Genomic DNA, 26218 nt, shown 5'->3' on the forward strand with positions numbered 1-26218 from the left:
CACCCGTTGTGCCGTTCCGCCAACCCCGCGAACGCCGCCCACGTCTCCGGCCCGAGCGGCTTGACCGTGTAGCTGCTCATACAGCCACCGTAGAACCCATTCCGGACGATCTACCTCCGGAACTTCCGAGCAGTACGACGATGGTTAGCGGAGCGGCGCTTGTTCGTCTGTGTGGTGGGTGGGCCTGCTGACGAGCGATGGGGCGATCGCCGGGCGGCGGGTTTCTGGATGATTGGTGTCACCCGGTGGCAGTGATCTTCCGGGAAGCGGCGTTCGGGGTGGGCGTGAGACCGGTCACGGTGTGGGGGTATGCGAGGGCGGTTGTGGGCGGGGATGGCGGGGTTGGGTGGGGACGGGGTGGGGGAGGTGGGTGGGGGAGCAAGTAGGCTTGCGCGGGCACCCCGGACGGTGAATACCGCGAGTGCCTGTGCTGATACTTGTTCCACCAACTCGCAGGGAACTCGAGGAGAAGACCGCGTGACTTCCCATCGTCCCGCGGCGGTCGTCATCATGGCCGCCGGTCTGGGAACCCGGATGAAATCGGCGACCCCGAAGGTGTTGCACGAGATCGGCGGGCGCAGTCTCGTCGGGCACGCCGTGGTCACCGCCCGTGCACTCGCGCCGGAGCACCTGGTAGTCGTGGTCGGCAACGGCCGCGAGCTGGTCGAGGCGCATCTGGCCGCCGTCGACCCCGAGGTGAAGACCGCCGTCCAGGAGCAGCAGTTGGGCACTGGTGACGCAGTCCGCGCCGGGCTGACCGCCGTACCGAAGGACTTCGACGGCTCGGTGATCGTCACGTCGGGTGACGTACCGCTGCTCGAGGCGGAGACCCTGCAGGAGCTGGTCGGTACGCACGACAAGCAGGGCAACGCGGTGACCGTGCTGACCGCGCGGGTGCCTGACCCGACCGGGTACGGGCGGATCATCCCGGGCGAGGACGGCACCGTCGCCGGAATCGTCGAGCACAAGGACGCGTCGCCGGAGCAGCGGCAGATCGACGAGATCAACGCCGGGATCTACGTGTTCGACGCGGCCACGCTGCGCGACGGCCTGAGCCGGATCACCACCGACAACGCGCAGGGGGAGCTGTACCTGACCGACGTACTGGCGATCGCCCGGCAGGACGGCAAGCGGGTCGGTGCGTATGTCACCGACGACGCGATGCAGACCGAGGGCGTGAACGACCGCGTCCAGCTGGCCGCGCTCCGGGCCGAGCTGAATCGCCGTACGCTCGACAAGCTGATGCGCGACGGGGTCACGATCGTCGACCCGAACACGACCTGGGTCGACCAGACGGTCCGGCTGGCCCGCGACGTCACCCTGCTGCCGAACACCCAGCTGCACGGCGCGACCACGGCTGGCAGCGGTACGACGATCGGCCCGGACACGACGCTGACAGACGTGGAGATCGGCGAGAACGCCACGATCATCCGGGCGCACGGCTCGAGCTCGGTCATCGGTGACGGAGCGTCCGTCGGCCCGTTCGCGTACCTGCGCCCCGGTACGTCGGTCGGCGTCAAGGGCAAGATCGGGACCTTCGTCGAGACCAAGAACACCAGCATCGGCGACGGCGCCAAGGTGCCGCACCTCACGTACGCCGGTGACGCGACGATCGGCGAGGGCGCGAACATCGGCGCCGGCACGATCTTCGCCAACTACGACGGGGTCGCGAAGCACCCGACGCATGTCGGCAAGCACTCGTTCATCGGCAGCAACTCGGTGCTGGTCGCGCCGCGGACGATCGCGGACGGCGCGTACCTGGCCGCCGGTACGGCGCTGACCGAGGACGTCGGCCCGGGTGAGATCGCGGTCGCGCGGGCCCGGCAGCGCAACATCAAGGGCTGGGTCGCTCGCAAGCGCGCCGGCACGAAGACCGCAAAGGCCGCGGAAGAGGCTTTGGCCGCACAGCAGACGGACGAGCGTGCTGTGGGCGACACTGGCGAGAAGGCGTAACAGGAGGCCGGCCATGAGCGGGATGAAGCGAACCACCGAGAAGAACCTGATGGTGTTCTCCGGCCGGGCTCACCCCGGTCTGGCCGAGGAGGTCGCCGAGCAGCTCGGCGCCGGCCTGGTCCCGACATCGGCGTACGACTTCGCCAACGGCGAGATCTACGTCCGGTTCGAGGAGTCGGTCCGGGGCAGCGACGCGTTCGTGATCCAGAGCCACACCTCGCCGATCAACGAGTGGATCATGGAGCAGCTGATCATGGTCGACGCGCTGAAGCGGGCGTCGGCCAAGCGGATCACCGTGGTGCTGCCGTTCTACGGGTACGCCCGGCAGGACAAGAAGCACCGCGGCCGGGAGCCGATCTCGGCCCGGCTGATGGCCGACCTGTTCAAGACCGCCGGCGCGAACCGGCTGATCTGCGTCGACCTGCACACCTCACAGATCCAGGGCTTCTTCGACGGCCCGGTGGACCACCTGATGGCGCTGCCGATCCTGAGCGAGTACGTGCAGAAGAAGTACGGCGACCAGCAGCTGGCCGTGGTCTCGCCGGACGCCGGCCGGATCAAGGTGGCCGAGCAGTGGTCGGCCCGGCTGAGCGGTGCGCCGCTGGCCTTCATCCACAAGACCCGCGACATCGAGCGGCCGAACGAGACGGTCGCCAACCGGGTCGTCGGTGAGGTGAAGAACCGGGTCTGCATCCTGGTCGACGACATGATCGACACGGCCGGCACCATCACCAAGGCAGCCGACGCGCTGTACGCCGACGGCGCGGCCGGCGTGGTGATCGCCGCGACCCACGCGATTCTGTCCGGTCCGGCGGTGGACCGGCTGAAGAACTGCCAGGCCAGCGAGGTGATCGTCACCAACACGCTGCCGATCGCCGAGGACCGCCGGTTCGACAAGCTCACCGAACTGTCCATCGCGCCCCTGATCAGCCGAGCCATCCGCGAGGTCTTCGAGGACGGCTCAGTCACCAGCCTGTTCGACGGCCGCGCCTGAGCCCGGCCCACGCCTGAGCACACCTGCGTAGTACGCGACACCCAGCGACGCCGCGGTCATGGGGAGTGCGGTGATCAGGCCGGCGATACCGTTGCCTGGTACGACGAACGTCGCCACGATCGTCAGCCAGAACAGCGGGATCCAGCGCGGCACGGCCCGGGAACGCCACAGGCCGACCGCCTGGATCACGGTGCCGACGGCAACCAGCAGTGCACCGGGGATCATCACGCCGAACAGGTGCGCGGAGTCGTCGTTGATCCGCTCGATCACGCTCGCGTCGACACCGGGCGCGGTCGCGAAGTAGTAGGCGGCGGCCCAGCCTGCGGCTCCGACGGCGTACAGCGCGGTGCCGATCCACATGACGACAGCACCCACGGTCGCCCAGGCAGATCCACGCCCGCGGACGAGGAGTGTGGTCAGCAACGCCTGGGCCGGCACGTTGAGGACCAGCAAGGTGCTGAGCACCACCAACAGACCCCACCACAGATCGCGGACAGGCTGGATGTCGCTATAGGCGTACGTCTCGCCGCCCCCAGCCGGCTCAGGCCACAGCAGCCCGCCCGGAACCGCTGCAACCGCAGTGAGCGCGAGCAACAACGCGACGATCCCAATCCGGCGCCGGAGCACGGGATCGGCAGTGATTGGACTGGAAACAGTCTGAGTGGCCATCGTGAGCCTCCGAGAGATGTGAGCTGACCTCCTCAGCAAACGCCGAGCCGGTTGCCTGCCACATCGGAGCCGGTACGGACCCGATCTCCGTGCTGGCTCGGAGCCGGATGGGGTACTGCGGACTTACTCTGACGACATGCGGTGGCCACGGTGGGTCGCGCTCGGTACCTTCCTGCTCGTCCTGGTGATGGTCGCGGGGAGTTGCTGGCTGCTGATCGCGTACCGCACCGGCCCGCACACGCTCCGGAACTTCGCAGCCCTCGCCACGATTGGGACCGCCGTCAACCTGCTCGGACTAGTGGTCAGTCGGCGCGAGGCCCTGGTCGGGGCGCTCCTTGGCTGGATCGGCGCCGTCACGGTCTTCCTGACTGCCCGCGACGTGTACTACAACGCCGACGGCCTGCCGCTGGATACCCGGGTCGTCGCCTGGCTCGACGAGAGCGGCTGGTGGCTGCTCGCCGCGATCAGCCTGTTGCTGCTGTACTTCCCGAACGGTCAGCTGGTCAGCCCACGCTGGCGACCCGTTCCACCGACATTGGTGCTGCTCTGCGCCGTGCAGCAGGCCTTTGGCGCGTTCGCCTCGCAACCATTCCTCCAACCGCTGCAGGACCTGCCACGCCCGTACGGCGCCCTGTCTCAGCCGCTCCAGGTGCTGAGCAACGTCGTGTTCGTCGGCTTCCTGGTGCTGTGTCTGGCAGCGGCTGTCTCAGTAGTGATCCGCTACCGCCGGTCGACCGGCAAGGTCCGGGACCAGGTCAAGTGGCTGTCGCTGGCCGGTCTCGCAGCCGTTCTCTACCCGGTCGTCTGTCTGGCCGAGATCGTCGTCACCGGTGACACCGGCATCGTCGCGACAGTCTTCGGTCTCGCCGCACTGGTGTCCCTGCCGGCTTCCGTCGCCGTGGCGATGCTCCGGCACGACCTGTACGACGTGGACCGCGTGCTGGCCGACACCGTCACGTACGGCACCGTGATGGTCGTCCTGCTGGGCACGTACGCGGTGGCGGCCGTGTCACTCGGGCTGGTGCTCGGCCGCGACTCCGCAGTCGTCGCTGCGGCCGCCACAGCTGTGTGCGCGCTAGTGCTCTCCCCACTGCGGACCAGGTTGCAGCGTGTGGTGGACAGAAGGCTCTATCCACCACGGCGTGCTGCGCTGCTGGCGATCGAGGACCTGCAACGGCGGATCCACACCGAGCAGGCCCAACCGGAGGAGCTGGAGGCCGCCCTGCGCACTGCACTCCGTGATCCGGGTCTGCGGGTCGGTCTGCTGATCCCTGGGGCGTCAGGCTTCGTCGACGCCGCTGGTACGCCGGTCGGCGGACCACAGTTGGTTCCGGTGATGCTGGGTGGCGCGCAGATCGGCGTACTCGGGTCAGATAGCACCAGTCCCGCCGTACTGAAGGCAGTGGCGGCTGGGGCGGCCAGTCTGGTTGAGGTGACGCGGTTGAGGGCCGAGTTGGCCGGGGCATTGCGAGAGGTGGAGGCGAGTCGGGCGCGACTCGTGCAGGCGGGTGATGCCGAGCGGCGGCGGCTCGAGCGGGATCTGCACGACGGAGCCCAGCAACGGCTCGTCTCGTTGGGGATGGCGATGCGGCTGGCGCAGCGGCACCTCGACGACGGGACGGTGGATGTTGACGGGCTGCTCGATCAAGGGGTGGCGGAGCTGGCCACGGCGGTGGCGGAGTTGCGGCAGATCGCGCACGGGTTGCGGCCGACGAGCCTGGACGACGGGCTGCACGCCGCCCTGAGTGCGATGACGCAGTCGCTGCCGATCCCGGTCCGCCTGCAGATCCCGGCGGACCTGCCGGAGGAATTGGCCACGACGGCGTACTTCGTGGCCGCCGAGGCGGTGACGAACGCGGCGAAGTACGCGAACGCGACGTCGATCGCGGTCCGGGTGTCGCACTCGGCGGAGAGGGTGACGGTGCTGATCGAGGACGACGGGTGTGGGGGCGCGGCGCCGCGTCCTGGCTCGGGACTGAGCGGACTGCTGGACCGGGTGGCGGCGGTCGGCGGTTCGCTCAACCTACGGAGCCCGGCCGGTCGCGGTACGACGATCGAGGCGGTGCTCCCGTGCGAGTCGTGAACGGGGGTGGACGATGCGGATCGTGATCGGGGAGGACTCGGCGTTGTTCCGGGAGGGGCTGGCGCGGTTGCTGGCCGATGCCGGGCACGAGATCGTCGGCCTCGCACCCGACGCCCCGACCCTGATGACGGTGGTCGCAGAGACCGCACCCGACCTGGCCGTGATCGATATCCGGATGCCGCCCGACCACACCGACGACGGTGCCCGGGCGGCTCGCAGGCTCCGGATGCTGCATCCCGGGCTGGCGATCGTGCTGCTGTCCCAGCACATCGAGACCCGGCACTCGGTCGAACTGGTGGCGACCGGCGGGTTCGGCTATCTGCTGAAGGATCGGGTGCTCGCGGTCGACCAGTTCCTCGACGCCCTGGACCGGGTCGCGGCCGGTGGGTCGGCACTCGATCCCGAGGTGGTCGCCCGGTTGCTTGGCCGCCAGCGGTCCGACGACCGGCTCACCCCGCTGACGCCGCGGGAGCGGGAGGTGCTCGCGTTGATGGCGGAGGGCTGCACCAATGTCGGCATCGGCCGCCGGCTGTTCCTGACCGAACGCACGGTGGAGACGCATGTCGGCAGCATCCTGGCCAAGCTCGGTCTGCTCACCAACGACGAACAGCACCGCCGCGTGCTCGCCGTACTGGCATATCTTGGGGAGCACTGACCGCTTCTGACGAGGATGGCTACATGCGGATCGCTGTGTTCCACCCCGGCGCGATGGGTTCGAAGCTGGCCGCGCAATTGGTTGCCGCAGGCCACGAAGTGCACTGGGTGCCGGACGGACGGAGCCCGGAGAGTACGGCGCGCGCCGAGGACGCGGGGTTGATCGGTACGTCGTTCGCCGAGGCGGTCGGTGCGGCCGAGGCGGTGTTGTGTTCGTGTGCACCACAGGGCGCGGTGGACATCGCCGTACAGGTCGGTCAGGCCGGGTTCGACGGGCTGTACATCGAGGCGAACCCGTTGTCGCCAAAGTCGTTGCGGGTAGCGCAGGCAGCGGTGGCACGGGCGACGTTCGTGGACGCCGGTGTCGTCGGTCCGCCGCCGACGGGTGGGCCGAGTCCGACGCACCTGATGCTCGCCGGCGCGGCCGCCCAGCAGGCGGCCGAGCTGTGGGCCGGGACCGCGGTGACCCCCATGGTGGTCGGTGACCAGCCCGGTGCGGCCAGCGCGGCGAAGTCGTCGTACGCCCTCTACAACAAGGGCAAGGCAGCCCTCGCGGTGCTCGCCTTCCAGCTCGCGGAGAAGCACGGCGTCACCGAGGCACTGACCGCACAACAGGTCCGCGGGGATGCCGGCTCGCTGCAGGATCCGTCGCTGCCCGACCAGCTCCGCCGAGTCGCGTGGCGCTGGGGCCCAGAGTTCGACGAACTCGCCGAGACTCTCGACGACGCCGGCCTGGAAGGCGACGCAGCCCGAGCCCTCCGCCAGGTCTGGACCAAACTCACCTGACCCCGTAGTCCGTCAGCACGAATGGCGGGATGCGTTCCAGTACGCCGACCAGCTCCGCGAACGCAAGGTCGACGAGCTCGACCGTCCACGGGACGTGGGCCCAGGTGACCAGGCTCTGCTGGTCGATCCGCCACTCGAGCCCGGGATGGGCCAGCATCCACTCCATCATCCGGGGATGCAGGACGGCCGAGGCGTACCGATCGTCGATGCAGTCGACCCGGAACAGCCGGTTGAACTCGGGGCTCTCCAGCTCCAGATCCAGCTGAGGTACGGCGGGATCGGCCCGCCGGAGCGTGAGCACGGGCAACTGCACCGGCAGGTCGAACGCGACGAGATGCGCGGTCAGACGGATGCCGTCCAGGCTCTGATAGGCGTAGTTCGCGAACCGTGCCGGCCGTCCGCCGTACTCCCCGACCATCACGTTGATCGCCTTCCCGTCGGCGCGACAGATCGCGTCGCCGACGTCGGTCAGCAGTACATCGCCGGGAGCGGGAACCCAGCCGCGCTCGCCGGCCTCGAGTTCGCGCAACTGCTCGCTGGTGCGGCGCTTCCGCCGGATGCTTCGGATGTGCCAGCGGTAGAGAACGATGCAGACGAACAGCGGTACGCCGAGGACCACCACGGTGATGACGAGGTCAGGCATCAGTACGTCGTTTGGCCGTAGTCGCGCAGGACGTATGGGGGGATGCGGTCGATCAGGCCGTTCATTGCCTCGAGTCGGGCGAGGACGTCGCGGACGGTGAAGGAGCCGTGGCCCCAGGAGACGAGGGCGTTGCCGGCGAACTGCCACTCCAGGCCGCGGTTGAACAGCATCCACTCCATCATCCGCGGGTGCAGGACGGCCGAGGCGTACCGTTCGTCGGCGCAACTGATCCGGAACGCGTCGTTGAACGCCTTGCTCTCCAGCTCCAGATCACGGCCGCCGAACATCCGCTTGAGCCCCGAGTCCTTGGTCAGCGTGAGCGGCGGCAGCGCGACGGGCAGGTTGAGCGCGACCACGTGCACCGTGTGGTTCTGCGTCTGCCCGTTCGAGCCGGAGCTGGTCGTGTAGGTGTACTCGAGCACGCACATGCCCCGGTCGCGGAAGTCGCCCGCGAACATCTCCGCGGGCCGGCCGCGCTGGAACAACCGGGCCGCGACCTCGATCAGCCAGGGGTTCGGCGGAACCGGAAACCAGCCGAGCTGCGCCGCCTCCGCGGCCCGCCGCCGGAGCTGGTCCTGGCGATGCCGCACCAGTACGACGATCAGTACGGCGAACGCCGCGATCACCACCGCGCCGGAGAGCAGGACGATGAACAGACTCGTGGCGAACACGGCAGCAAGGTAGCGGAGCGTCGGGGCCAGGTGAGGGACCGAAGGACAGGAGGTGTCGAGGGTGCCCACGCTCACGCCACCGTCGCGGGGCGCGAATTCGGGCACCACCTCCTGTCCTTCGGTACTGGAATTACGGCTGGACGGTGAAGGTGTACGTCTTCTGCCCGGTGGTGACCGCGGTGCCGCCTGCTGTGGTGGCGGTGACCTCGAAGACGACGGTGTAGGTGCCCGCCGCCTCGAAGGCCCAGTTCGCGTGGGCATGGGTGTTGATCGCGATCGACCGGGTGTCCGGCAGCCCGTTGCCGCTGTCGAACCAGACGGTCGGCGTACCGAGTGCGCTGGTGGTGTAGACGCTCACGTCGGCCGGTCCGCTCGCCGACACGAGTTTCACGCTGACCGTGTTCCCCGACAGCGCCCCGCTCGGCACGCCCTCGGTGTTGAACCCGGGCCAGACGATCCCACTCGCCTGCGTCTGCGGCAGGATCCACACCGCCGACCCCGGCGTACCCAAGAACGAGTACGCCGAGTTCGACGGCACTGTGGTCTTGCTGGCTGACACAGCGTTCAGTACGACGTCAGCCGGCTGCCGATCCACGGCCGGGGTGACCGTGCCATCGCGCAGGTCGAGAGTGAGCGCGGACCCGGTCCAGTCGACGTCGATCGCGTCCACATGACCGCTGGAGATGGTCGTGACCGCGTGCGCGGGAGCAACCGTGAGTACTGCTGCGACGAACCCGGCGATCACTGCGCCGGCGAGGGACTTCACGGCTGCGCCTTGAAGGTGTAGGTCTCCAGCGGCGAGTAGACCGTCTTGCCGTTGGCGGCCAGGGTGCCCTGGGCCCGAACCCAGACCTGGTACGTGCCGGCGGCCTCGAAGGCCCAGTTGGCGTGCTTGTGCCCACCGGCAGTTGCGGTGGTCCGGTCCGGCAGACCGTCGCCGCTGTCGGCCAGGACGGTCGGTGCACCGAGGCCGTCGACGGTGAAGATGCTGAAGTCCGCCGGGCCGCGGACGCCGACCACGTCGATCTTCAGGGTGTCGTCCTTGAACACACCGGGCGCGATCTCCTCGGCTGCGATCCCGGCGAACAGCAGCTCCGGGTCCTCCACCTGCGGCAGAACCCAGACCGGGGCGTCGGCCGCGCCGAGGAACGAGTAGGCCGGGTCGTCCGGCACTGCGGTCTTGGCGGCCGGCTTGGCCACCAGCTGGACCTCGGACGGGTCGTATTCGGCCTCGTGCGCCTCGTCGTGAACGTGCAGGTTGAGGGCGCCGTCCTCGTAGGCGATGCCGAACACGTCGACATGACCCTCGTCGAGGACGACGGGGGAAGCGGCCGAGGCCGGTGTAGCCAGGCCGGTCAGCGCGAGGACTGCCGCCAGCGGCAGTACCACGCGATAAGGCTTGCGCATGGAAATCCTTTCAGGGTTGGACGGCTGTATTCAGTTGTTGGGGCACCCGAGCCGCCGCTGGGCCGCGGCGGGAGAGCAGGCCGTGCCGGGGCGCGAACACCCAGCACGCGATGAACACCGCGGTCGCGGTGAGCACGATCAACCCGCCGGCGGCGAGGTTGAACGCGTAGGACAGATACAGCCCGGCGAGCCCGGAGAAGGCGCCGATCAGCGGCGCGATCAGCATCATCACGCCGATCCGGTCGGTCAGCAGCCGGGCGCACGCGGCCGGGGTGATCAGCAGGGCCAGCACCAGGATGTTGCCGACGGCCTGGATCGAGATGACGATCGCGACCGTCACCATGGCGTAGAGCGCGAGGTCCAGCCAGAAGATCGGCAGCCCGACCGACCGGGCGGTTTCCCGGTCCAGTCCGACGGTGACGAACTCCTTGTGCAACGCGCCGGTGATCAGCAGCAGTACGGCGCCCGCCACCGCGACCGTGATCACGTCCGCGCTGCTGATTCCGAGCACCGAGCCGAACAGGAACGATTCGAGTGAGCCGCCGTACCCGGGCGCCGTACTCATCACGACGATCCCCAAGCCGAACGCGGCCGCGAAGAACACACCGATGACGGTGTCCTCCTTGAGCCGGCGGTTCTGTGAGAACACCGCGATCGACAATGCGGTCACCAGCCCGGCGACGATGCCGCCGAGGACCAGGCTCGTCTTCAGCACGAACGCGATCGCGATACCGGGGAACACCGAGTGCGCCACCGCGTCGCCGATGAACGCCATCCCGCGCAGCGCCACGTGACTGCCGATCACCCCGCAGACGACGCCTGACATCAGCACGACGAGGAACGCGCGCTGCATGAACACGTGGTCCCAGGGTTCGGTGAAGAACTCGATCATCGGGTCACTCCCAGGCTGTGCAGCAACTGCTCGGACCTCGCGACGCCGAACGCGCGCAACCAGACGGCCGGGTCGCGCAGTTCGTCGGGGGAGCCGTCGGCGACGACCGTCCCGTTGAGCAGGCAGAGCCGGTGACAGGTGTCGGCCGCGGCCGGGAGGTCGTGGGTGGTCATCAGGATCGCGGTGCCCTCGGCGGTCAGGCTCTTGAACAACCGGGTGAGAATCTCTTGCGTCGGTACGTCGAGGCCGGTGAACGGCTCGTCCAGCAACAGCAGCTTCGGCTGCAGTGCGAGCGCCCGTGCCACCAGTACTCGTTGCCGTTGACCACCGGACAGCTCACCGATCGGACGGGTGGCGAGATCGGTGAGATCGACCCGTTCGAGAGCTTCCTGTACGGCGGTCCGGTCGGCGGCACCTGGTCGCCGGAGCCAGCCGATGCGGTGGGTCCGGCCGGTCATGACCGCGGTCCGTACCTGGACCGGGTAGTCCCAGACGAACTCGTGTCGCTGCGGGACGTAGCCGATGGTTCCGCGCGCCTCGGCCGGCGTACGGCCGTCGATGGTGATGCTGCCCCGGCGGTTGGGGATCAGGGCCAGCAGGGATCGCAGCAGCGTGGTCTTGCCGGCGCCGTTCGGGCCGATCAGCCCCACCTGCTCGGAGCCGGCGACCCGCAGGTTGACGTCGTGGAGCACCTCGCGTCCGGCGAGGTCGACAGTCAGATTGTCCACAATCAGCACGCTCATGCGGTGCGCCTCCTGACGAGGAAGATGACGGCGGCGAGGAGGGCCAGCAGGCCGGCGCCGCCCGCAACCCAGGGCAACGGGCTACCGGACCCCGCTGACGCCGTGCTGCCGGCCGATGCGGGTGCGGGGGTGCCAGCGGTCGGAGCCGGCGTCTCCGCGGCGAACGCCGTCCGGGCGTCACCGTCGCCGGCGTAGATGCGGAGAGTGCGGCGATCGGTGACGGTACTGCCGTCGGTGAGCCTGGCCGTCATCGAGACGTCGAGCAGATAGGTGCCCTCGGCATCGAAGGTCCAGTTGCCGTGGACGTGCGTGTTGACGTCGATCCCGGTGTCCTGCGGGAACGGCTTGCGGCTGTCGAACACCGGAGCCGGCTTGCCGAAGTCCGAGTTCAGGAACAACGTGAACGCCCCCGGGCCGCGGACCCCCTCGAGCCGCCACGTCACCTCGCGATCCACCCGGGTGGCGACCTCGCGATCCTGCGTGTTCCAGCCCGGCCAGATCACGCCGGCCTGCTGGACCTGGGGAATGACCCAGACCTGCTGGCCCGGCTTGCCCAGGAATGTGTAAGCCGGGTCGGCGGGGACAGCCACCCGGGCTTTGCTCGTTGCCTGCAGGACGACGTTCTCGAGCGGGCGCCAGACGGCCGGGTCAGTGGTGTCGTCGCGGAGCTGGATCGTCCAGGTCCCGTCGACGAACCGCGGCCCCAGGTCGACATGACCGTTGCTGATGACAACTTGTTCGGCAGGCGCTGTCGTCAGCGGGGCGACGAACAGCATCAACACGGCGAGAAGCTTCATCGGGTCTCTCCCAGGCAGCGCCGCAGTTCGTCGGCGTTGTGGCGCATCATCGCGACGTACGTCCGGGCGCGGTCGTCGAACGAATCGCCGTACAGCGAGCAGACCTGGACGCCCTGGTCGCGGGCGACCTGGATCAGTACGGAGGCGCGCTGGGCGAGGTTCGGTTCGGTGAAGACGGCCGGGACCTTCAGATTGCGGATCGTGTCGGACAGTTTGCGGACCTGCTCGACGCTCGGTTCCTGCGCCGGATTGGGTACGACGAAGCCCGCGACCGTCATCCCGTACGCAGAGGCGAGGTAGCCGAACGCGTCGTGAGTGGTGATCAGCTGGCGACGACTAGCCGGGATGGTGGCCAGCGTCGTACGGACATAGTCGTCGAGCTCGTTCAGTTGGCGCAGGTACGACGCGGTGTTGTCCTCGTACACCTGTCGGCCGTCGGGATCAGCGGTGATCAGGGTGTCGCGCATCAGCTGGACATAGGCCTTGGCGTTCGCGACGTCCTCCCACAGGTGTGGGTCGATCTCGCCGTGCACGTGCTTGCCGAGGACGGCCTGCGGGAGTTGGTGGACCTGAGTCCCGGCCGTGCCGAGGAAGGCGAAGCGCGGGTCGTCGGGGACCGCGACGAGTGCCTTGTTGGGTACGTCGATGACGACGCGATCTGCCGGCACCTTGGTCTGGGCGGCGCCGACCTTCTGTGCGTCGGAGTAGGCGTAGACCTGTCCGGTGTCGAGGTCGACGGTGAGGTCGGTGTGGCCGTCGCCGAGGACTGTCGCCGTACCGCCGGATGCTGGTTTCACCGTGTGCGGCTCGACTCCGGCGGCGAAGGTGAAGGTGCCTGACCCGAGCGGCCGGCCGTTGTCGAGCGCGCCGGTCAGGGTCAGGTGGTAGAGGCCGGGTTTGGTGAACGCCCAGTTGAGATGCGTGTGGGCGGCCGGTGGGAGCGTCGTACTGTCGGACTGGTTGAGGCCGTCGGTGGAGTCGAAGTAGCGGTCGGGTTGTCCGAGGGACTCGGTCAGGTAGGCCACCAGGTGGCCCGGTCCGTCGAGTTTGGTGGCGGCGAGCTTGATCGACGAGGTGCGGGTCGCGCCGCGGGCCTTGCCGGTGCCGCGGACCCGCAGCCCGAGCCACAGGACGTCGAGGCCGATGTTCTCCACCAGCGGGATGACGTGCGCGCCGTACGACTCGGCCGCCTCCGCCAGCGAGACGTTCGGTGCGTCCTCGGCCGCGTTGGCGTCGATCGTCTTGATCAGCGACTGCGGCTCCAGCAGCAGGTGGTTCGTGAACGTCACGTCCGCCTTGGCCACCCGCTTCGCGTCCGCGGGCGTCGGCTCGTACGAGTGCGGATCCCCGCCCGCCGGCACCAACGAGGAAGCAGTCACTCGATCCCCACCCACCTGCTGCGCGAGGTCGGCGAGGATCTCCGTGGTCGTGACGACGTTCAGCTTGTCGCCCCCGCCGGACGCCGCCGTACCCGAGCAGCCCGCGAGCACGAGCGCGGTGGCCGTCCCGGCCGCGATCAGCCGCTTCACCGCCCACTCCGTCGGGCCGCCGCGATCAGTACGACGCCGAGCACAAGGAGGACTGCGCCACCGACAACCCAGCCGAAGCCCAGCGACCCGCCGGTCATCGCCAGCCTGCAGTCACCCGCAAGGCTCGTCCCCCTTTGAGGGGTCAACCCCTGAGCTTGTGGGTTGGCACCTTGCACACGGGGAGGCGAACCCACCGACTGCGGGGTTGACCCCTGAAATGGTGTGGCTGCGGAGGCGGCGGCTGACCGGTCCGCGGGTAGTGACCGGGCTCCGCCGGACGGGCCGACGATGAAGGTGACCGTGGCGGTGTCGGCTGACTGTTTGCCGTTGGCGAGGGTGGCGGAGTGGGTGAAGGTCGCCTTGTACGTGCCGGCCTTCGTGAACGCCCAGTTGCCATGCGCATGCGTGCCCAGCGGGACGCGGTACGTGTCGGGGACGCCGTCAGCGGTGTTGAAGATGATCTTGGGCTGCCCGAAGGAGTCGAACTCGAAGACGGCCAGCGCGCCAGGACCGGTCACCTTGTCGAGGCGCCAGTCGACGCCTCCGCCGTACACCTGGGCAGCGGTCAGCTCCTCGGTGTTCCAGCCCAGCCAGACCACGCCAGCCTTCTGCGTCTGCGGGATCTGCCAGATCGGCGTACCGGCCGCACCAAGGAAGGAGAACGCTCCGCCGGGAGCCTTGGCCGCGGCGGCCGACGTCAGCCGAATCGTGACCGACCCCGGGTCACGCCAGACGGGATCGCCCGCCTTGGTGCCGTCCTTCAGGCGAGAGGTGAGTGATCCGCCTTCAAGGCGTACGGCGTAATCCGCGTGACCACTGGTGAGCGTCGTACCGGCTGGGGCTGCGGTCGTCGTACGGATCGAGGTGGGTGTCGCAGTCGGCGTGGTGATGCAGGGCTTGAGGGTTGGCGACGACCTCGGGCTGGTGGTTGGTGACGGTCGCGGTGTGGTTGTGGGTTGAGGAGCTGGCGTCGTAGGTGCCGACGTCGGCGCAGCGGTTGGGGGCGGCGTGGTGGTCGGGGGAGGGCTGCCCGGGCAGAGGATGCCGACGTCCGAGCCGACGACGACCGGGAGAGTGGCGGTGTCGGTCAGCATCCGGCCGCTCTTCGTTGTCGCCGAGTAGGTGAAGGTGAGCCGGTAGAGGCCGAGCTTCGTGAAAGCCCAGTTGCCGTGGGCGTGGGTCGGCGCGGCGAGCGTGATCGACTGCGGCAGCTTCTTGCCGCTGTCGAAGGAGATCAGCGGTTCTCCGAACTGGTCGAACTGGTAGACCGCGACCTTCCCCGGCCCAGCCACCTTGTCCAGCGACCAGCGCACCGGACCGGCCAGCGCGCTGTAGTCGACCGACTCCGTGTTCCAGCCGGCCCAGAGCAAGTCGTCCACCTGGGTCTGCGGGATCTGCCAGACCGTCGCCCCCGCGGGACCGAGGAACCGGTACGACGCCGACGCCGGGACCACCTCGTCCGCGGACGGCTTCACCTGGAACGCGACCGTCCCGGGATCGCGCCAGACCGTCGTACCCCGCGTGCCGTCCTTCACCTGGAACCGCAGCTTCTCACCGACGGTCCGGGCCGCCACGTCCACATGCCCGGCGGACAGTACGGCGCTCACACACGCAGGCGGATTCGTCGGAACGCTGGTCGGCGGCGTGCTGGGTGTGGTGGTAGGAGACGAAGTCGTTGGCGGCGGGGTCGTTGGTGGAGTGGAAGGCGGTGGAGTCGTCGGGGGAGTAGTTGTCGGCGGCTCGTACGGGCCGACCACGAAGGTGTACTCGACCGGACCTGACGTCACAGCCGTACCGCCGGCCGTTGTCGCCGACGCCTGGAAGGTCAGCTTGTAGGTCCCCAGACGGCTGAACGACCAGTTCGCGTGCACATGCCGCCCGACCGGCTGGCGCAGCGTCCGGTACGCCGGGTCGACCGAGCTGAACAACCGTGGCACCGCGCCGCTGAACTCGTCGTAGTTGAAGAACACCTCGACCGCACCCGGCCCCTGCGCATCGACCAGCGTCAGGTCGACGGCGTCATCCTTCAACGCCCCGGCGGGAATCGTCTCGGTGTCCCACCCCGGCCAGATCAGCTCCGGATCCTGTGACTCCGGTGCGATCCAGACGCTGTCACCGGGTGCACCGAGGAACCCGAACGCCGGCAGGTCCGGCAGTTCCACCCGGGCCGACCCACGGTCCTCCAGGTTGAAGACCAGGCCGGCCGGGTCCGCCTCCCGGTAGTCCCCGGTCCCGATCCGGGTCGCCAGCTTCAGCGACGTCCCGTCGTACGTCGTGTGCAGAACGTCGGTGTGCACGGCCCGCAGCACCTCGGGCGAGGCTGCGTCGGGTGCGGCGGACGCGTACGACGGGAGCCCTGCGACGAGCGCGATCAGGATCAGCGCGAGGGCTGTGGGCAGGGCGCAGCGTTTGCGTTGGTGAGTGGCGGTCACCCGGGGGTCCCCTCTGGCTGTGGCGGACAGGCAGCAGGACTGTAGCTGAATCGATAATCATTTTCATTAGGCTGTTCCGGATCAGGCCGGAACGGTGCGGGAAAGTCGTCTCCGCGGCGGCCGCCGGGAGCGGAGCAAATTCCCGCACGGAACGGATTTCCTGTCCGGGCGGAGTGATGGGTAGACTGTTTTGGTTGCCTCGGCGAGGGACGCCCCCCGGAAACTGTTGGGCGCGGCTCCGTGATCGACGCGGTGGTTCGTTGCCTGACGCCTTCTCCGGGGTCAAGAAGCGCCCGCTGAGGCCGCAGCCGAGTTCCATCTAGACAACTGATCACCGCAACGCATTTGAGGAGTTCATCTCGTGGCCGAGGTCAAGATCCAAGCCGAATCGCGCACGGAGTTCGGCAAGGGTGCTGCCCGCCGAATCCGCCGGGAAAACAAGGTTCCCGCAGTCCTGTACGGCCACGGCAGTGACCCGGTGCACATCACGCTGCCCGGTCACGACACCATGCTGGCCCTGAAGACCGCGAACGCCTTGCTGCTGATCGAGGTCGAGGGCGCCGAGAGCCACCTCGCGCTGCCGAAGCAGGTCCAGCGCGACCCGCTCAAGGGCTTCATCGAGCACGTCGACCTGGTCATCGTGAAGCGCGGCGAGAAGGTCCAGGTGGACATCGCCGTCCACCTCGAGGGCGAGGCCGTCAGCGACACGCTGGTCGTGCTGGAGCACCCGAGCATCCTGGTCGAGGCCGAGGCGACCCACATCCCGGACGGCGTCACGCTGTCCATCGAGGGCCTCGACGTCGGCGCCCAGCTGCACGCGTCCGACATCAACCTGCCGGCCGGGACCACGCTGGCCATCGAGCCGGACACCCTGATCGTGAACGTCACCGCCCAGCAGACCGCCGAGCAGGCCGAGGCCGAGCTGGCCGACGCCGAGGCCGAGGCGGGCATCGAGCGGGACGAGCCGGCTCCGGCCGAGGAGCCGGTGGCCGCCGCCGCGGAGTAATCTCCTCAGCACAGCAGAACTACAGGAGGGCCGGGATCCGTGGCGGACGACGTGTGGTTGGTCGTCGGACTGGGGAATCCCGGCCCTTCCTATGCCCGCACCCGGCACAACATCGGGCATCTGGTGGCCGACGAGCTCGCCGCCCGCACCGGCGGCAAGTGGAAGCAGCACAAGCAGGTCAAGGCCGAGGTGATCGAGACCCGGATCAGCGGCCTGCGGACCGTGCTGGCCAAGCCCCGGTCGTACATGAACGAGTCCGGCGGGCCGGTGTCCGGACTGCTCAAGTTCTTCAAGATCGAGCCGACCGGCCTGGTCGTGGTCCACGACGAGCTGGACATCGACTTCGGCGTCCTGCGGGCCAAGTTCGGCGGCGGCGACAACGGCCACAACGGGCTCAAGTCGCTGCGGAAATCGCTTGGCACCGGTGAGTACTATCGAGTCCGGTTCGGTGTGGGTCGTCCGCCGGGCCGGCAGAACCCCGCCGACTTCGTCCTGAACGAGTTCTCCTCGACCGAACGCAAGGACCTGCCGTTCGCGGTGGATCGGACGGCCGATGCGGTGGAGTCACTGCTCACCGACGGTCTGGAAGCGACGCAAGGGAAGTACAACTCGTGAACCTCAGCGGTCTGGTCGACACCCTGGTCACCGATCCGGTGGTGGCCGAGGCCGTGCGCGACGCCAAGACCGACGGCGTCACGACTCTGGATCTCAGTACGCCGGGCCCGGTGCGCCCGGTGCTGCTCGCGGCGCTCGCGTCCGAGCAGATCGGCGCCGACCGCCCGGTGCTCGCCGTGACGGCGACCTTCCGCGAGGCCGAGGAGCTCACCGAGGCCCTGCAGTGTCTGGTCGAGCCTTCCACGGTCGCCTACTACCCGGCCTGGGAGACCCTCCCGCATGAGCGGCTCTCGCCCCGTTCCGACACGGTCGGCCGGCGTCTCGCCGTACTGCGGCGTCTCGTGCATCCCGATCCGTTGGACGAGACCACCGGGCCGATCAAGATCCTGGTCGCGCCCGTGCGGTCCGTGCTGCAGCCGCAGGTCGCCGGTCTCGCGGACCTGAAGCCGGTGCAGCTGCATGTCGGCGACACGGTCGAGCTCGAGGACGTCGTCGAGCAGTTGGCCGGGGCGGCGTACCACCGGGTCGATCTGGTCGAGCGGCGTGGTGAGTTCGCGGTCCGCGGCGGGATCATCGACGTGTTCCCGCCGACCGAGGAGCACCCGCTGCGGGTCGACTTCTTCGGTGACGACGTGGAGGAGATCCGGTACTTCGCGGTCGCCGACCAGCGGTCGCTGGAGATCGCCGAGCACGGTCTGTGGGCACCTCCGTGCCGCGAGTTGCTGCTGACCGACGAGGTGCGTTCGCGGGCCGCTGTACTGGCGAAGGAGCACCCGGAGCTCTCCGAGCTGTTCGAGAAGCTGGCCGAGGGTCATGCGGTCGAGGGCATGGAGTCGCTGGCACCGGTTCTGGTCGACGAGATGGAGCTCCTCGTCGACCTGATGCCGGCCGGGACGCATGTCGTGGTCAGCGATCCCGAGCGGGTGCGGGCCCGGGCGCACGATCTGGTCGCGACCAGCCAGGAGTTCCTGGAGGCGTCGTGGGCGGCCGCCGCCGGTGGTGGCGAGGCCCCGATCGACCTGGGTGCGGCGGCGTACATCTCCCTCGGCGATGTCCGGTCGCACGCGCTGAGCAACGGCCTGGCCTGGTGGAGCATGTCGTCGTTCGCCGCGGCGCCGACCGACGACGCGCCGGAGTTGCGCGACTCGATGGGCGAGCGTGTCTCGGTGGACATCGACACGGACGCGGGTGCGGTCCGGAGCCGGGCGATCGCCGCGCACGAGGTCGATCCGTACCGCGGTGACACCGCGGCCGCCGTCGAGGACGTCCGCGGCTGGCTGCGGGACGGCTGGCGTGTGGTCTGCGTGACCGAGGGACACGGTCCCGCCCAGCGTCTGGCCGAGGTGTTCTCCGAGGCCGAGCTGCCGGCCCGTGCGGTCGAGGGCATCGAGGAGATCCCCGAGCCGGGCGTCGTACTGATCTCGCAGGGCCAGCTCGACCACGGCTTCGTTGCCGACGGCATCAAGTTCGCCGTGCTCACCGAGAACGACCTGGCCGGTCAGCGGTCGATGGCCGAACGGCGTTCCCAGCAACGGATGCCGAGCCGGCGGAAGAAGACGATCGACCCGCTCGAGCTGCAGCCCGGCGACTTCGTCGTGCACGAGCAGCACGGCGTCGGCCGGTACGTCGAGATGATGCAGCGGACCGTCGGCACGGGGACCCAGAAGGCCACCCGCGAGTACGTCGTCATCGAGTTCGCACCGGGCAAGCGCGGCCAGCCCGGCGACCGGCTGTACGTGCCGACCGACCAGCTCGACCAGGTCACCCGGTACGTCGGCGGCGAGCAGCCGACCCTGGACAAGATGGGCGGCGCCGACTGGGCCAAGCGCAAGGGCCGCGCCCGCAAGGCGGTCCGCCAGATCGCCGGCGAGCTGATCAAGCTGTACGCCGCCCGCCAGGCGACCAAGGGTCACGCGTTCGCGGCCGACACCCCGTGGCAGCGTGAGCTCGAGGACGCGTTCCCGTTCGTGGAGACGCCTGACCAGCTGGCCACCATCGACGACGTGAAGCGCGACATGGAGCGCGTCATGCCGATGGACCGGATCGTCTGCGGTGACGTCGGCTACGGCAAGACCGAGATCGCCGTCCGGGCCGCGTTCAAGGCCGTGCAGGACGGCAAGCAGGTCGCCGTACTGGTGCCGACGACGCTGCTCGTGCAGCAGCACTACGCGACCTTCGCCGAGCGGTACGCCGCCTTCCCGGTGAACGTGGCGCCGTTGTCGCGGTTCCAGACCGACAAGGAGGCCAAGGCCACCATCGACGGTCTCGCCGACGGGTCGGTCGACGTGGTGATCGGAACGCACCGGCTGTTCAGCGGCGAGGTCGCGTTCAAGGACCTCGGGCTGGTCGTGGTCGACGAGGAGCAGCGGTTCGGCGTCGAGCACAAGGAACAGCTGAAGCGGTTGCGGACCGCGGTCGACGTACTGACCATGTCGGCGACGCCGATCCCGCGGACGCTGGAGATGTCGATCACCGGTATCCGGGAGATGTCCACGATCGCCACCCCGCCGGAGGAGCGGCACCCGGTGCTGACCTTCGTCGGCGCGTACGAGGAAGGCCAGGTGACCGCCGCGATCCGGCGCGAGCTGCTTCGCGAGGGCCAGGTCTTCGTCGTCCACAACCGGGTGAACACGATCGAGAAGGCGGCCGCGCGGATCCGCCAGTTGGTCCCCGAGGCCCGGGTCAGCGTCGCGCACGGCCAGATGAACGAGCACACCCTCGAGAACGTGATCCAGGGGTTCTGGGAGAAGCAGTCCGACGTGATCGTGTGTACGACGATCGTCGAGTCCGGGATCGACATCTCGAACGCGAACACGATGATCGTGGAACGCTCCGACCTGCTCGGCCTGTCCCAGCTGCACCAGCTCCGCGGCCGGGTCGGCCGAGGCCGCGAGCGGGCGTACGCGTACTTCTTCTTCCCGCCGGAGAAGCCGCTCACAGAGACCGCGCACGACCGGCTCGCCACCATCGCGCAGCACGCGGATCTGGGCGGCGGTATGGCGGTCGCGATGAAGGACCTGGAGATCCGCGGCGCCGGCAACCTGCTCGGCGGCGAGCAGTCCGGTCACATCGCCGACGTCGGCTTCGACCTGTACGTCCGGCTGGTCGGCGAGGCGGTCGCGGAGTACCGCGGCGACACCCAGGCCGAGGAGCCCGAGGTCAAGATCGAGCTGCCGATCGACGCCCATCTGCCGCACGACTACATCCCGTCGCAGCGGCTGCGGCTGGAGATGTACCAGCGTTTGGCCGCCGTACGCGACGAGGACGGCATCGCCGAGCTGGTCGAGGAGTTGCACGACCGGTACGGCGACATCCCGCAGGCGGTGCTGAACCTGATCGAGGTGGCGAAGTTCCGCAACCACGCCCGCCGGGCCGGTCTGCACGACGTCACCCTGCAGGGCAATCTGATCCGGTTCGGGCCGGTCGACCTGCCCGATTCGAAGGTGCTCCGGCTGAACAGGTTGTACCCGAAGAGTCTGGTGAAGCCGCAACTGCGTACGATCCTGGTGCCGAGACCTGCCACCCGGCCGGTCGCCGGTCAGCCGCTCCGCGACCAGGAGCTGCTGCAGTGGTGCACCCGGCTGATCGACGACGTGATCGCCGAACCGGTCGGGGTGCCGGCGTGAACCTGAACTGGAACTGAGCTCGATTTTATGGCAGAGGAGATTCGGTGAGCACATCACGACGGCTTCGGGCGGTGGGTGCCGCAGTGGCTTCGGTGCTGCTGGTCGGCGGCTGCGCGGCGGGTACGCACCCGGGCGCGGCGGCCGTGGTCGGCAAGACCGAGATCACCGTCGGTGACGTCGACACCACCTCCCGTGCGGTCAGCACCGCGCTCGGGCAGGACTTCGCCAGCTCGGTGGCGCTGAGTGAACTGGTGAACAACGCGCTGGTGGCCGAGATCAGCAAGCAGCGGTCGGTCGCGGTCAGCGACGCCGAGACCGCCGAGGCGGCCAAGCTGGTGGTCAACGACCCGACGGCGTACGCGAAGTTCGAGGCGAACCCGGTGGCCCGCGACTTCCTGCACCAGGTGGCCGCGGCCGCGGTCGCGACCATCAAGCTCGGCGGCGGCACCGGGGTCAAGGACCCGAAGGTGCAGGCGGCGCAGCAGGCCGGTCTGCAGGTCGTCAAGGAAGCCTCGAAGAACGTCACCATCGACATCTCGCCGCGCTTCGGCCAGTGGTCCGACGGCCGGATCGACAGCAAGATCTCCGGTTCGCTGTCGGAGGAGTCCGCCCAGGCCAAGGCCAAGCGCGAAGCCGCCGAAGCGGCCGCCCAGCAGAACCAGCCCCAGGGCTGAGGTTCCTGAATGCCTGGTGACACCGCGGGTGGCGCGATCACGGTCGTCCTGACCAGCCCTCGGGTGGCACCAGGCCTGCTCACCCGCGCGGCCTGGCAGGCCTTCGCCGACGCTGACGTGATCGGCGCCGCGGACCTACGGCCGGACGTGCAGGCCGTGGTCGGATCTGGGCTGGTCGTCACCCAGGTCGAAGGCGGCGTCGGCGAGCACTGGGCCTGGATTTCGGCTGCGGCCACCGAGGGTCGACGAGTTGCCTGGCTGGTGGGTGAGGATGGCGAACCCGGGTTGCTGCGGGTGGTCGCCGACCAGGTGAGTCGTGAGCCGCGTCCGCCGTACCAGGTGGAGATCCTGCACGGGTCGTACGACGTACCTGGCGCGCGACTGATCGACCTGGTGCGAGTGATGGACCGGCTGCGCCGGAACTGCCCGTGGGACCAGGAGCAGACGCACGAGAGCCTGGCGAAGTACCTGCTCGAGGAGACCTACGAGACCCTCGAGGCGATCGACACCGGCGACCGCGCCCACCTCCGCGAGGAACTCGGCGACCTGTTGCTGCAGGTGGCGTTCCACTCCCGGATCGCCGAAGAGGACCCGGACGAGGGCTACTCGGTCGACGACGTGGCCGGCGACATCGTGGAGAAGCTGATCCGCCGCCACCCGCACGTCTTCGGCACCGTCGACGCGGCCGACGCCGCCGCCGTCGAAGCCAACTGGGAAACCATCAAAGCCGCCGAAAAACAACGCACCTCAGTCCTCGAAGGCATCCCCCTGGCCCTCCCCGCCCTGGCCCTGGCCGACAAGGTCCTGGGCCGAGCCGCCAAACTCCTCCCCACCGACGCGCCGACCCCCGAGCCGACCACCGACGCCGACCGCATCGGCGCCGACCTCCTCGCCCTGGTCCGCGAGGCCCGCACCCTAGGCATCGACCCAGAACAAGCCCTGCGCACCACCATCCACCACCTCGCCGCAGAGATCCGCACCACCGAATCCAACGGCGGCTGAGCGTCTCGGCACAGGGCGGAAGCTAGTCAGCTGTCCCTCGAGCGGGGCCATCGGCCGGCCACTCCGCCCGAGCCAGCGCCAACTCTTCCGCCGTCGCAGGAGTGGGTGGTATCCGAACTTGAGGCACTCACCAACCCGGCCCGCCGCGAGCGGCTCGCGCTCAGCCTCGGGGCAGCCACGGGTCTTCGCACGCGTTGATGAGTGAGCCAGGTCCGCGCTGGTCGTGCCCATGGAAAACCGGGTGCTCGGCTGGACCGCCGCTGGCAGGGTAGGGGTGGTGGATGTGGCTGAGGTGTTGGTGGAGCGGTGGGGGTTGGTGCCTGCGCGGGTGGAGGGGCTGGATGGGGGGATGGGGTCCAGGACCTGGCTTGCTGTGGGGGATGGGTGGCGGGTTGTGGTCAAGACGGTTGCTGCGAGGGATCAGGGGTTCGAGGCTGGGCTGGAGTTGGCGGTTCGGCTTGATGATGCGGGGCTGGCGACGGGGCGGCCGCGGCTGAGTCGGGCGGGGCGAGTTGTCGAGCGGGCTGGGGATCGCCGGGTCGGCGTACTGGAGTTTGTTGACGGGGTGCCGTTGACGGCGGCTGATGCGGCGATGGTGGGGGAGACGCTCGGGCGGGTGCATCAGCTGTCCGCGACTGCCGCGGGTGACGTGGAGGAATGGCTTCAATTTCTAAGGTTCTTTGACCCGTGGCTGGATCTGGAGGGCTGGATCCGGCCGGCGGTCGAGGGGGCGATGGATGGGGTACGGCGTCTTGGGCCGCTGAGCTGGGCGTGGTTGCACGGGGATCCGGCGCCGGAGGCGTTCCTGCGACAGCCCGCTGGCGCGATCGGCCTGATCGACTGGGGTGCGGCGATGCACGGTCCGGTGCTGTACGACGTGGCGTCGGCGGTCATGTACGTCAACGGGCCGGGCCAGGTCGTTCCGTCGTACCTGAAGCAGCGACCGGAGACGAGGGACGAGGTCGAGGTCGGGCTCGACGCGTTCCTGCAGCTGAGGTACGCCGTACAGGCCGGGTACTTCGCGTGGCGATGCTCAAACGACATCCGCACCGGCATCGCCGACCCCGCCGAGAACCGCAAAGGCCTCAACGACGCCCGCCGCGCCTTCGGCCTCTAGATCGCGCATGACCGCGGCCTCGGTATCCGCCCAATTCTTGAACAGGTATCGGTTGGCCACCACGCCCTCGATGGCCGCGATCACATCCGGCTTGTCGTCGACGAAGTGCGTGATACCCAACTCCGCGCAATGCAGAGCTTTCTCCGGCCGCTGCAGGCAGAAGCGGACGTTGCCCTCGGCAATGCCGGTCCGCTCGAAGAAGCGGTGATGCCGCAACCACTCCAGTGATCGCCGCTGCACCCGCGGGCCACACTTGGACACCAGCCACGCCTGCCCGTCGAACAACCGCACCAACCGCGCGATCGCCTCGAAAGCCCCTGGTACGGCGGGGGTCCGCAGCATCGCCGTGGTGTCGCCGGAGAAGAACGACGTGTCACCGGTCCCCGAGGACCCGTCGATGATCACCCGGCCGATGTCGATTCCCAATCTGTTCATGTCATCAGGCTGCCTCCATGAACTCTCCAGCAGAACTATCAATCATGCGAGCAGCTATAGTTTGAAGTAATGATCGGATTAGTCGCGGAGGATCTCGAGGCGTTCGCGGTGTTCGCCCGGCACCGCAACTTCACCCGCGCCGCCGCCGAGCTGCACGTCAGTCAACCGGCCCTGCACACCCGCATCCGCAAGCTCGAGCAACGTCTCGGCCGACCGCTCTACGCGCGGCACGGCCGGTTGCTCCGGCTGACCGAGGCCGGCGAACGGCTCGCCGCCTTCGCGAACGACACGAAGGACCGGGCGGCCGACTTCCTGAGCGAACTGGACGCCGCGCCACCGCGACCGCTGACGCTGGTCGCCGGCTCCGGTGCCTACCTGTACCTGCTCGGCGATCCGATCCGCCGGTTCCTCGCCAGGGGCCACCAGCTCCGGCTCCGCACCGGCGACGCGGCCGGCACGTTGGCCGCCGTACGCGACGCATCTGCCGACGTCGGAGTCACCGCGCTCACAGTCCCGCCGGACGACCTCGAGTGCGAACTGCTGGCGCAGTACCCGCAGACGCTGATCACCAAGGCCGATCACCGCCTGGCTGGTCGGCGGAGCATCAGGTTGAAGGATCTCCAGGACGAGGCGCTCGTCGTACCGCCGAAGGGGCGGCCGCACCGGGAGCAGCTGGAGCGGAGCATGCTGGATCAAGGCATCCGGTGGTCCGTCGCGGTGGAGGCGGAGGGATGGGAACTGCTGGTCCACTTCGTCCGTCTGGGAATAGGTCCGGCCGTCGTCAACGGTTCGGTCCGGGTGACGAGCGCCGTACGGCGGATTCTGGTGAAGGACCTGCCGCCGGTGCGGTATTACGTCGTCGCGCGTGCGGAGCACAGTGACCGGGTGGACGAGCTGAAGGGGATGTTGCGGTGAGCAGGGACAGCCGGCGGATCTCCAGACTGCTCAGGCACACAGCAGGTGAGCGAGGGCTCACGATGAGTGCGGACGGCTGGGCGTTGATCGACGATGTCGTGCGCCTGCTCGTGATGGACCGTACTGCGCTCGACCAGGCCGTCGAGGACAACGACAAGCAACGGTTGCAGGTTGACGGAGAGCGGATCCGGGCGTGTCAGGGACATTCGCTCGCCGGGATGCCGGTGACACGTGAAGCCTTGGAGAACAGTTGGGAACGGGTCTACCCCGACCACCTTCTCTGGCACGGGACCAACGCGGCCGCGCTGGACGGGATCCGCCTGCACGGTCTGCTGCCGGGACGGCGTACTCATGTTCATCTGGCCCCGTCCAAGGACAGTCATCTCGGCCGTCGATCGGCCGTAGATGTCTTGCTGGCGGTGGATTCCGGCAATCTCAGGGTCTTTCGGGCGCCCAACGGAGTGTTACTGACCCGCGAGGTACCTCCGGATGCGATCGTTAGGGCCGACGCGGTCCACCCTGCCTGCTGGTCTGGCGGCTAGGCTCAGGGCTGATTCGTCATCGAGAACTTGGGA

24 protein-coding genes are annotated in these 26218 nt (G+C 68.8%); 13 read left to right on the forward strand and 11 right to left on the reverse strand.

All coding sequences use genetic code 11. The features are described from left to right. The first annotated feature begins 477 nt into the window (after window positions 1-477). Window positions 478-1953 (forward strand): bifunctional UDP-N-acetylglucosamine diphosphorylase/glucosamine-1-phosphate N-acetyltransferase GlmU, encoded by a 1476-nt coding sequence (glmU, locus tag V9K99_RS19860; protein WP_337001207.1) that lies wholly within the window; start codon window positions 478-480, stop codon window positions 1951-1953. Window positions 1954-1966: 13 nt separating this feature from the next. Next, window positions 1967-2947 (forward strand): ribose-phosphate diphosphokinase, encoded by a 981-nt coding sequence (locus tag V9K99_RS19865; protein ID WP_337001209.1) that lies wholly within the window; start codon window positions 1967-1969, stop codon window positions 2945-2947. Here V9K99_RS19865 and V9K99_RS19870 read toward each other — a convergent pair. Then, window positions 2915-3616: a hypothetical protein gene (locus tag V9K99_RS19870; RefSeq protein ID WP_337001211.1), complete on the reverse strand. Its 702-nt coding sequence runs from the start codon at window positions 3614-3616 to the stop codon at window positions 2915-2917. The genes V9K99_RS19865 and V9K99_RS19870 overlap by 33 nt on opposite strands. 136 nt (window positions 3617-3752) lie before the next feature. Here V9K99_RS19870 and V9K99_RS19875 point away from each other — a divergent pair, with 136 nt between their 5' ends. Genes V9K99_RS19875 through V9K99_RS19885 form a run of 3 tightly spaced genes read left to right on the forward strand, consistent with a single transcriptional unit; the run spans window position 3753 to window position 7139 of the window. After that, window positions 3753-5699: a histidine kinase gene (locus V9K99_RS19875; protein WP_337001214.1), complete on the forward strand. Its 1947-nt coding sequence runs from the start codon at window positions 3753-3755 to the stop codon at window positions 5697-5699. A 13-nt stretch (window positions 5700-5712) separates the two neighbouring features. Continuing rightward, window positions 5713-6354: a response regulator transcription factor gene (locus V9K99_RS19880; protein WP_337001216.1), complete on the forward strand. Its 642-nt coding sequence runs from the start codon at window positions 5713-5715 to the stop codon at window positions 6352-6354. Between the two features lie 23 nt (window positions 6355-6377). After that, complete coding sequence (locus V9K99_RS19885) at window positions 6378-7139, forward strand: DUF1932 domain-containing protein (RefSeq protein WP_337001218.1); 762 nt, start codon at window positions 6378-6380, stop codon at window positions 7137-7139. Here the strand turns inward: V9K99_RS19885 and V9K99_RS19890 are convergent. The 9 genes from V9K99_RS19890 to V9K99_RS19930 all read right to left on the reverse strand — a co-directional run bounded on the left by V9K99_RS19890 (window position 7132) and on the right by V9K99_RS19930 (window position 16253). Next, window positions 7132-7782 (reverse strand): hypothetical protein, encoded by a 651-nt coding sequence (locus V9K99_RS19890; RefSeq protein WP_337001220.1) that lies wholly within the window; start codon window positions 7780-7782, stop codon window positions 7132-7134. The genes V9K99_RS19885 and V9K99_RS19890 overlap by 8 nt on opposite strands. Then, window positions 7782-8453 carry a hypothetical protein gene (locus V9K99_RS19895; protein ID WP_337001222.1) on the reverse strand — a complete coding sequence of 224 codons (672 nt, stop codon included), beginning with the start codon at window positions 8451-8453 and terminating at the stop codon, window positions 7782-7784. Before V9K99_RS19895 ends, V9K99_RS19890 begins: the two co-directional genes overlap by 1 nt. A 130-nt stretch (window positions 8454-8583) precedes the next feature. Next, a complete protein-coding gene (locus tag V9K99_RS19900; protein ID WP_337001224.1) occupies window positions 8584-9219 on the reverse strand; it encodes a choice-of-anchor M domain-containing protein in 636 nt (211 codons plus the stop codon). After that, window positions 9216-9860 (reverse strand): choice-of-anchor M domain-containing protein, encoded by a 645-nt coding sequence (locus V9K99_RS19905; RefSeq protein WP_337001226.1) that lies wholly within the window; start codon window positions 9858-9860, stop codon window positions 9216-9218. The genes V9K99_RS19900 and V9K99_RS19905 overlap by 4 nt, the downstream gene beginning before the upstream one ends. A 10-nt stretch (window positions 9861-9870) precedes the next feature. Further along, entirely contained in the window at window positions 9871-10752 is an 882-nt protein-coding gene (locus V9K99_RS19910; RefSeq protein ID WP_337001228.1) for an anchored repeat-type ABC transporter permease subunit, read from the reverse strand. Beyond that, window positions 10749-11495: an anchored repeat-type ABC transporter ATP-binding subunit gene (locus V9K99_RS19915; protein ID WP_337001230.1), complete on the reverse strand. Its 747-nt coding sequence runs from the start codon at window positions 11493-11495 to the stop codon at window positions 10749-10751. The genes V9K99_RS19910 and V9K99_RS19915 overlap by 4 nt, the downstream gene beginning before the upstream one ends. Further along, entirely contained in the window at window positions 11492-12292 is an 801-nt protein-coding gene (locus V9K99_RS19920; protein ID WP_337001232.1) for a choice-of-anchor M domain-containing protein, read from the reverse strand. Before V9K99_RS19920 ends, V9K99_RS19915 begins: the two co-directional genes overlap by 4 nt. Then, the gene (locus tag V9K99_RS19925) at window positions 12289-13821 is read right to left on the reverse strand and encodes an anchored repeat ABC transporter, substrate-binding protein (protein ID WP_337001234.1); all 1533 of its coding nucleotides are present in this window, start codon (window positions 13819-13821) and stop codon (window positions 12289-12291) included. Before V9K99_RS19925 ends, V9K99_RS19920 begins: the two co-directional genes overlap by 4 nt. Next, window positions 13818-16253 (reverse strand): TIGR03773 family transporter-associated surface protein, encoded by a 2436-nt coding sequence (locus tag V9K99_RS19930; protein ID WP_337001236.1) that lies wholly within the window; start codon window positions 16251-16253, stop codon window positions 13818-13820. Before V9K99_RS19930 ends, V9K99_RS19925 begins: the two co-directional genes overlap by 4 nt. Window positions 16254-16614: 361 nt before the next feature. Here V9K99_RS19930 and V9K99_RS19935 point away from each other — a divergent pair, with 361 nt between their 5' ends. The 6 genes from V9K99_RS19935 (at window position 16615) to V9K99_RS19960 (ending at window position 24293) form a co-directional block, all read left to right on the forward strand. Further along, entirely contained in the window at window positions 16615-17259 is a 645-nt protein-coding gene (locus tag V9K99_RS19935) for a 50S ribosomal protein L25/general stress protein Ctc (RefSeq protein WP_337001238.1), read from the forward strand. Between the two features lie 39 nt (window positions 17260-17298). Next, complete coding sequence (gene pth, locus V9K99_RS19940; protein WP_337001240.1) at window positions 17299-17874, forward strand: aminoacyl-tRNA hydrolase; 576 nt, start codon at window positions 17299-17301, stop codon at window positions 17872-17874. Beyond that, a complete protein-coding gene (gene mfd, locus V9K99_RS19945; protein ID WP_337001242.1) occupies window positions 17871-21500 on the forward strand; it encodes a transcription-repair coupling factor in 3630 nt (1209 codons plus the stop codon). The genes pth and mfd overlap by 4 nt, the downstream gene beginning before the upstream one ends. A gap of 44 nt (window positions 21501-21544) precedes the next feature. Next, a complete protein-coding gene (locus V9K99_RS19950) occupies window positions 21545-22174 on the forward strand; it encodes a hypothetical protein (protein ID WP_337001245.1) in 630 nt (209 codons plus the stop codon). Window positions 22175-22183: 9 nt separating this feature from the next. After that, complete coding sequence (locus V9K99_RS19955) at window positions 22184-23176, forward strand: MazG family protein (RefSeq protein WP_337001247.1); 993 nt, start codon at window positions 22184-22186, stop codon at window positions 23174-23176. A 229-nt stretch (window positions 23177-23405) separates the two neighbouring features. Continuing rightward, the gene (locus V9K99_RS19960) at window positions 23406-24293 is read left to right on the forward strand and encodes a phosphotransferase enzyme family protein (RefSeq protein WP_337001249.1); all 888 of its coding nucleotides are present in this window, start codon (window positions 23406-23408) and stop codon (window positions 24291-24293) included. Here the strand turns inward: V9K99_RS19960 and V9K99_RS19965 are convergent. Beyond that, window positions 24210-24728 (reverse strand): hypothetical protein, encoded by a 519-nt coding sequence (locus V9K99_RS19965; protein WP_337001250.1) that lies wholly within the window; start codon window positions 24726-24728, stop codon window positions 24210-24212. The genes V9K99_RS19960 and V9K99_RS19965 overlap by 84 nt on opposite strands. 69 nt (window positions 24729-24797) lie before the next feature. On the opposite strand from V9K99_RS19965, the gene V9K99_RS19970 reads away from it, so the two are divergent. Beyond that, window positions 24798-25643 (forward strand): LysR family transcriptional regulator, encoded by an 846-nt coding sequence (locus V9K99_RS19970; RefSeq protein ID WP_337001252.1) that lies wholly within the window; start codon window positions 24798-24800, stop codon window positions 25641-25643. After that, window positions 25640-26185, forward strand: a complete 546-nt coding sequence (locus V9K99_RS19975) for an RNA 2'-phosphotransferase (RefSeq protein ID WP_337001254.1) — start codon at window positions 25640-25642, stop codon at window positions 26183-26185. The genes V9K99_RS19970 and V9K99_RS19975 overlap by 4 nt, the downstream gene beginning before the upstream one ends. Window positions 26186-26218: the final 33 nt, after the last annotated feature.

The sequence above is a fragment of the Kribbella sp. CCNWLW201 genome (genome assembly GCF_037203805.1).
Classification (GTDB): domain Bacteria; phylum Actinomycetota; class Actinomycetes; order Propionibacteriales; family Kribbellaceae; genus Kribbella.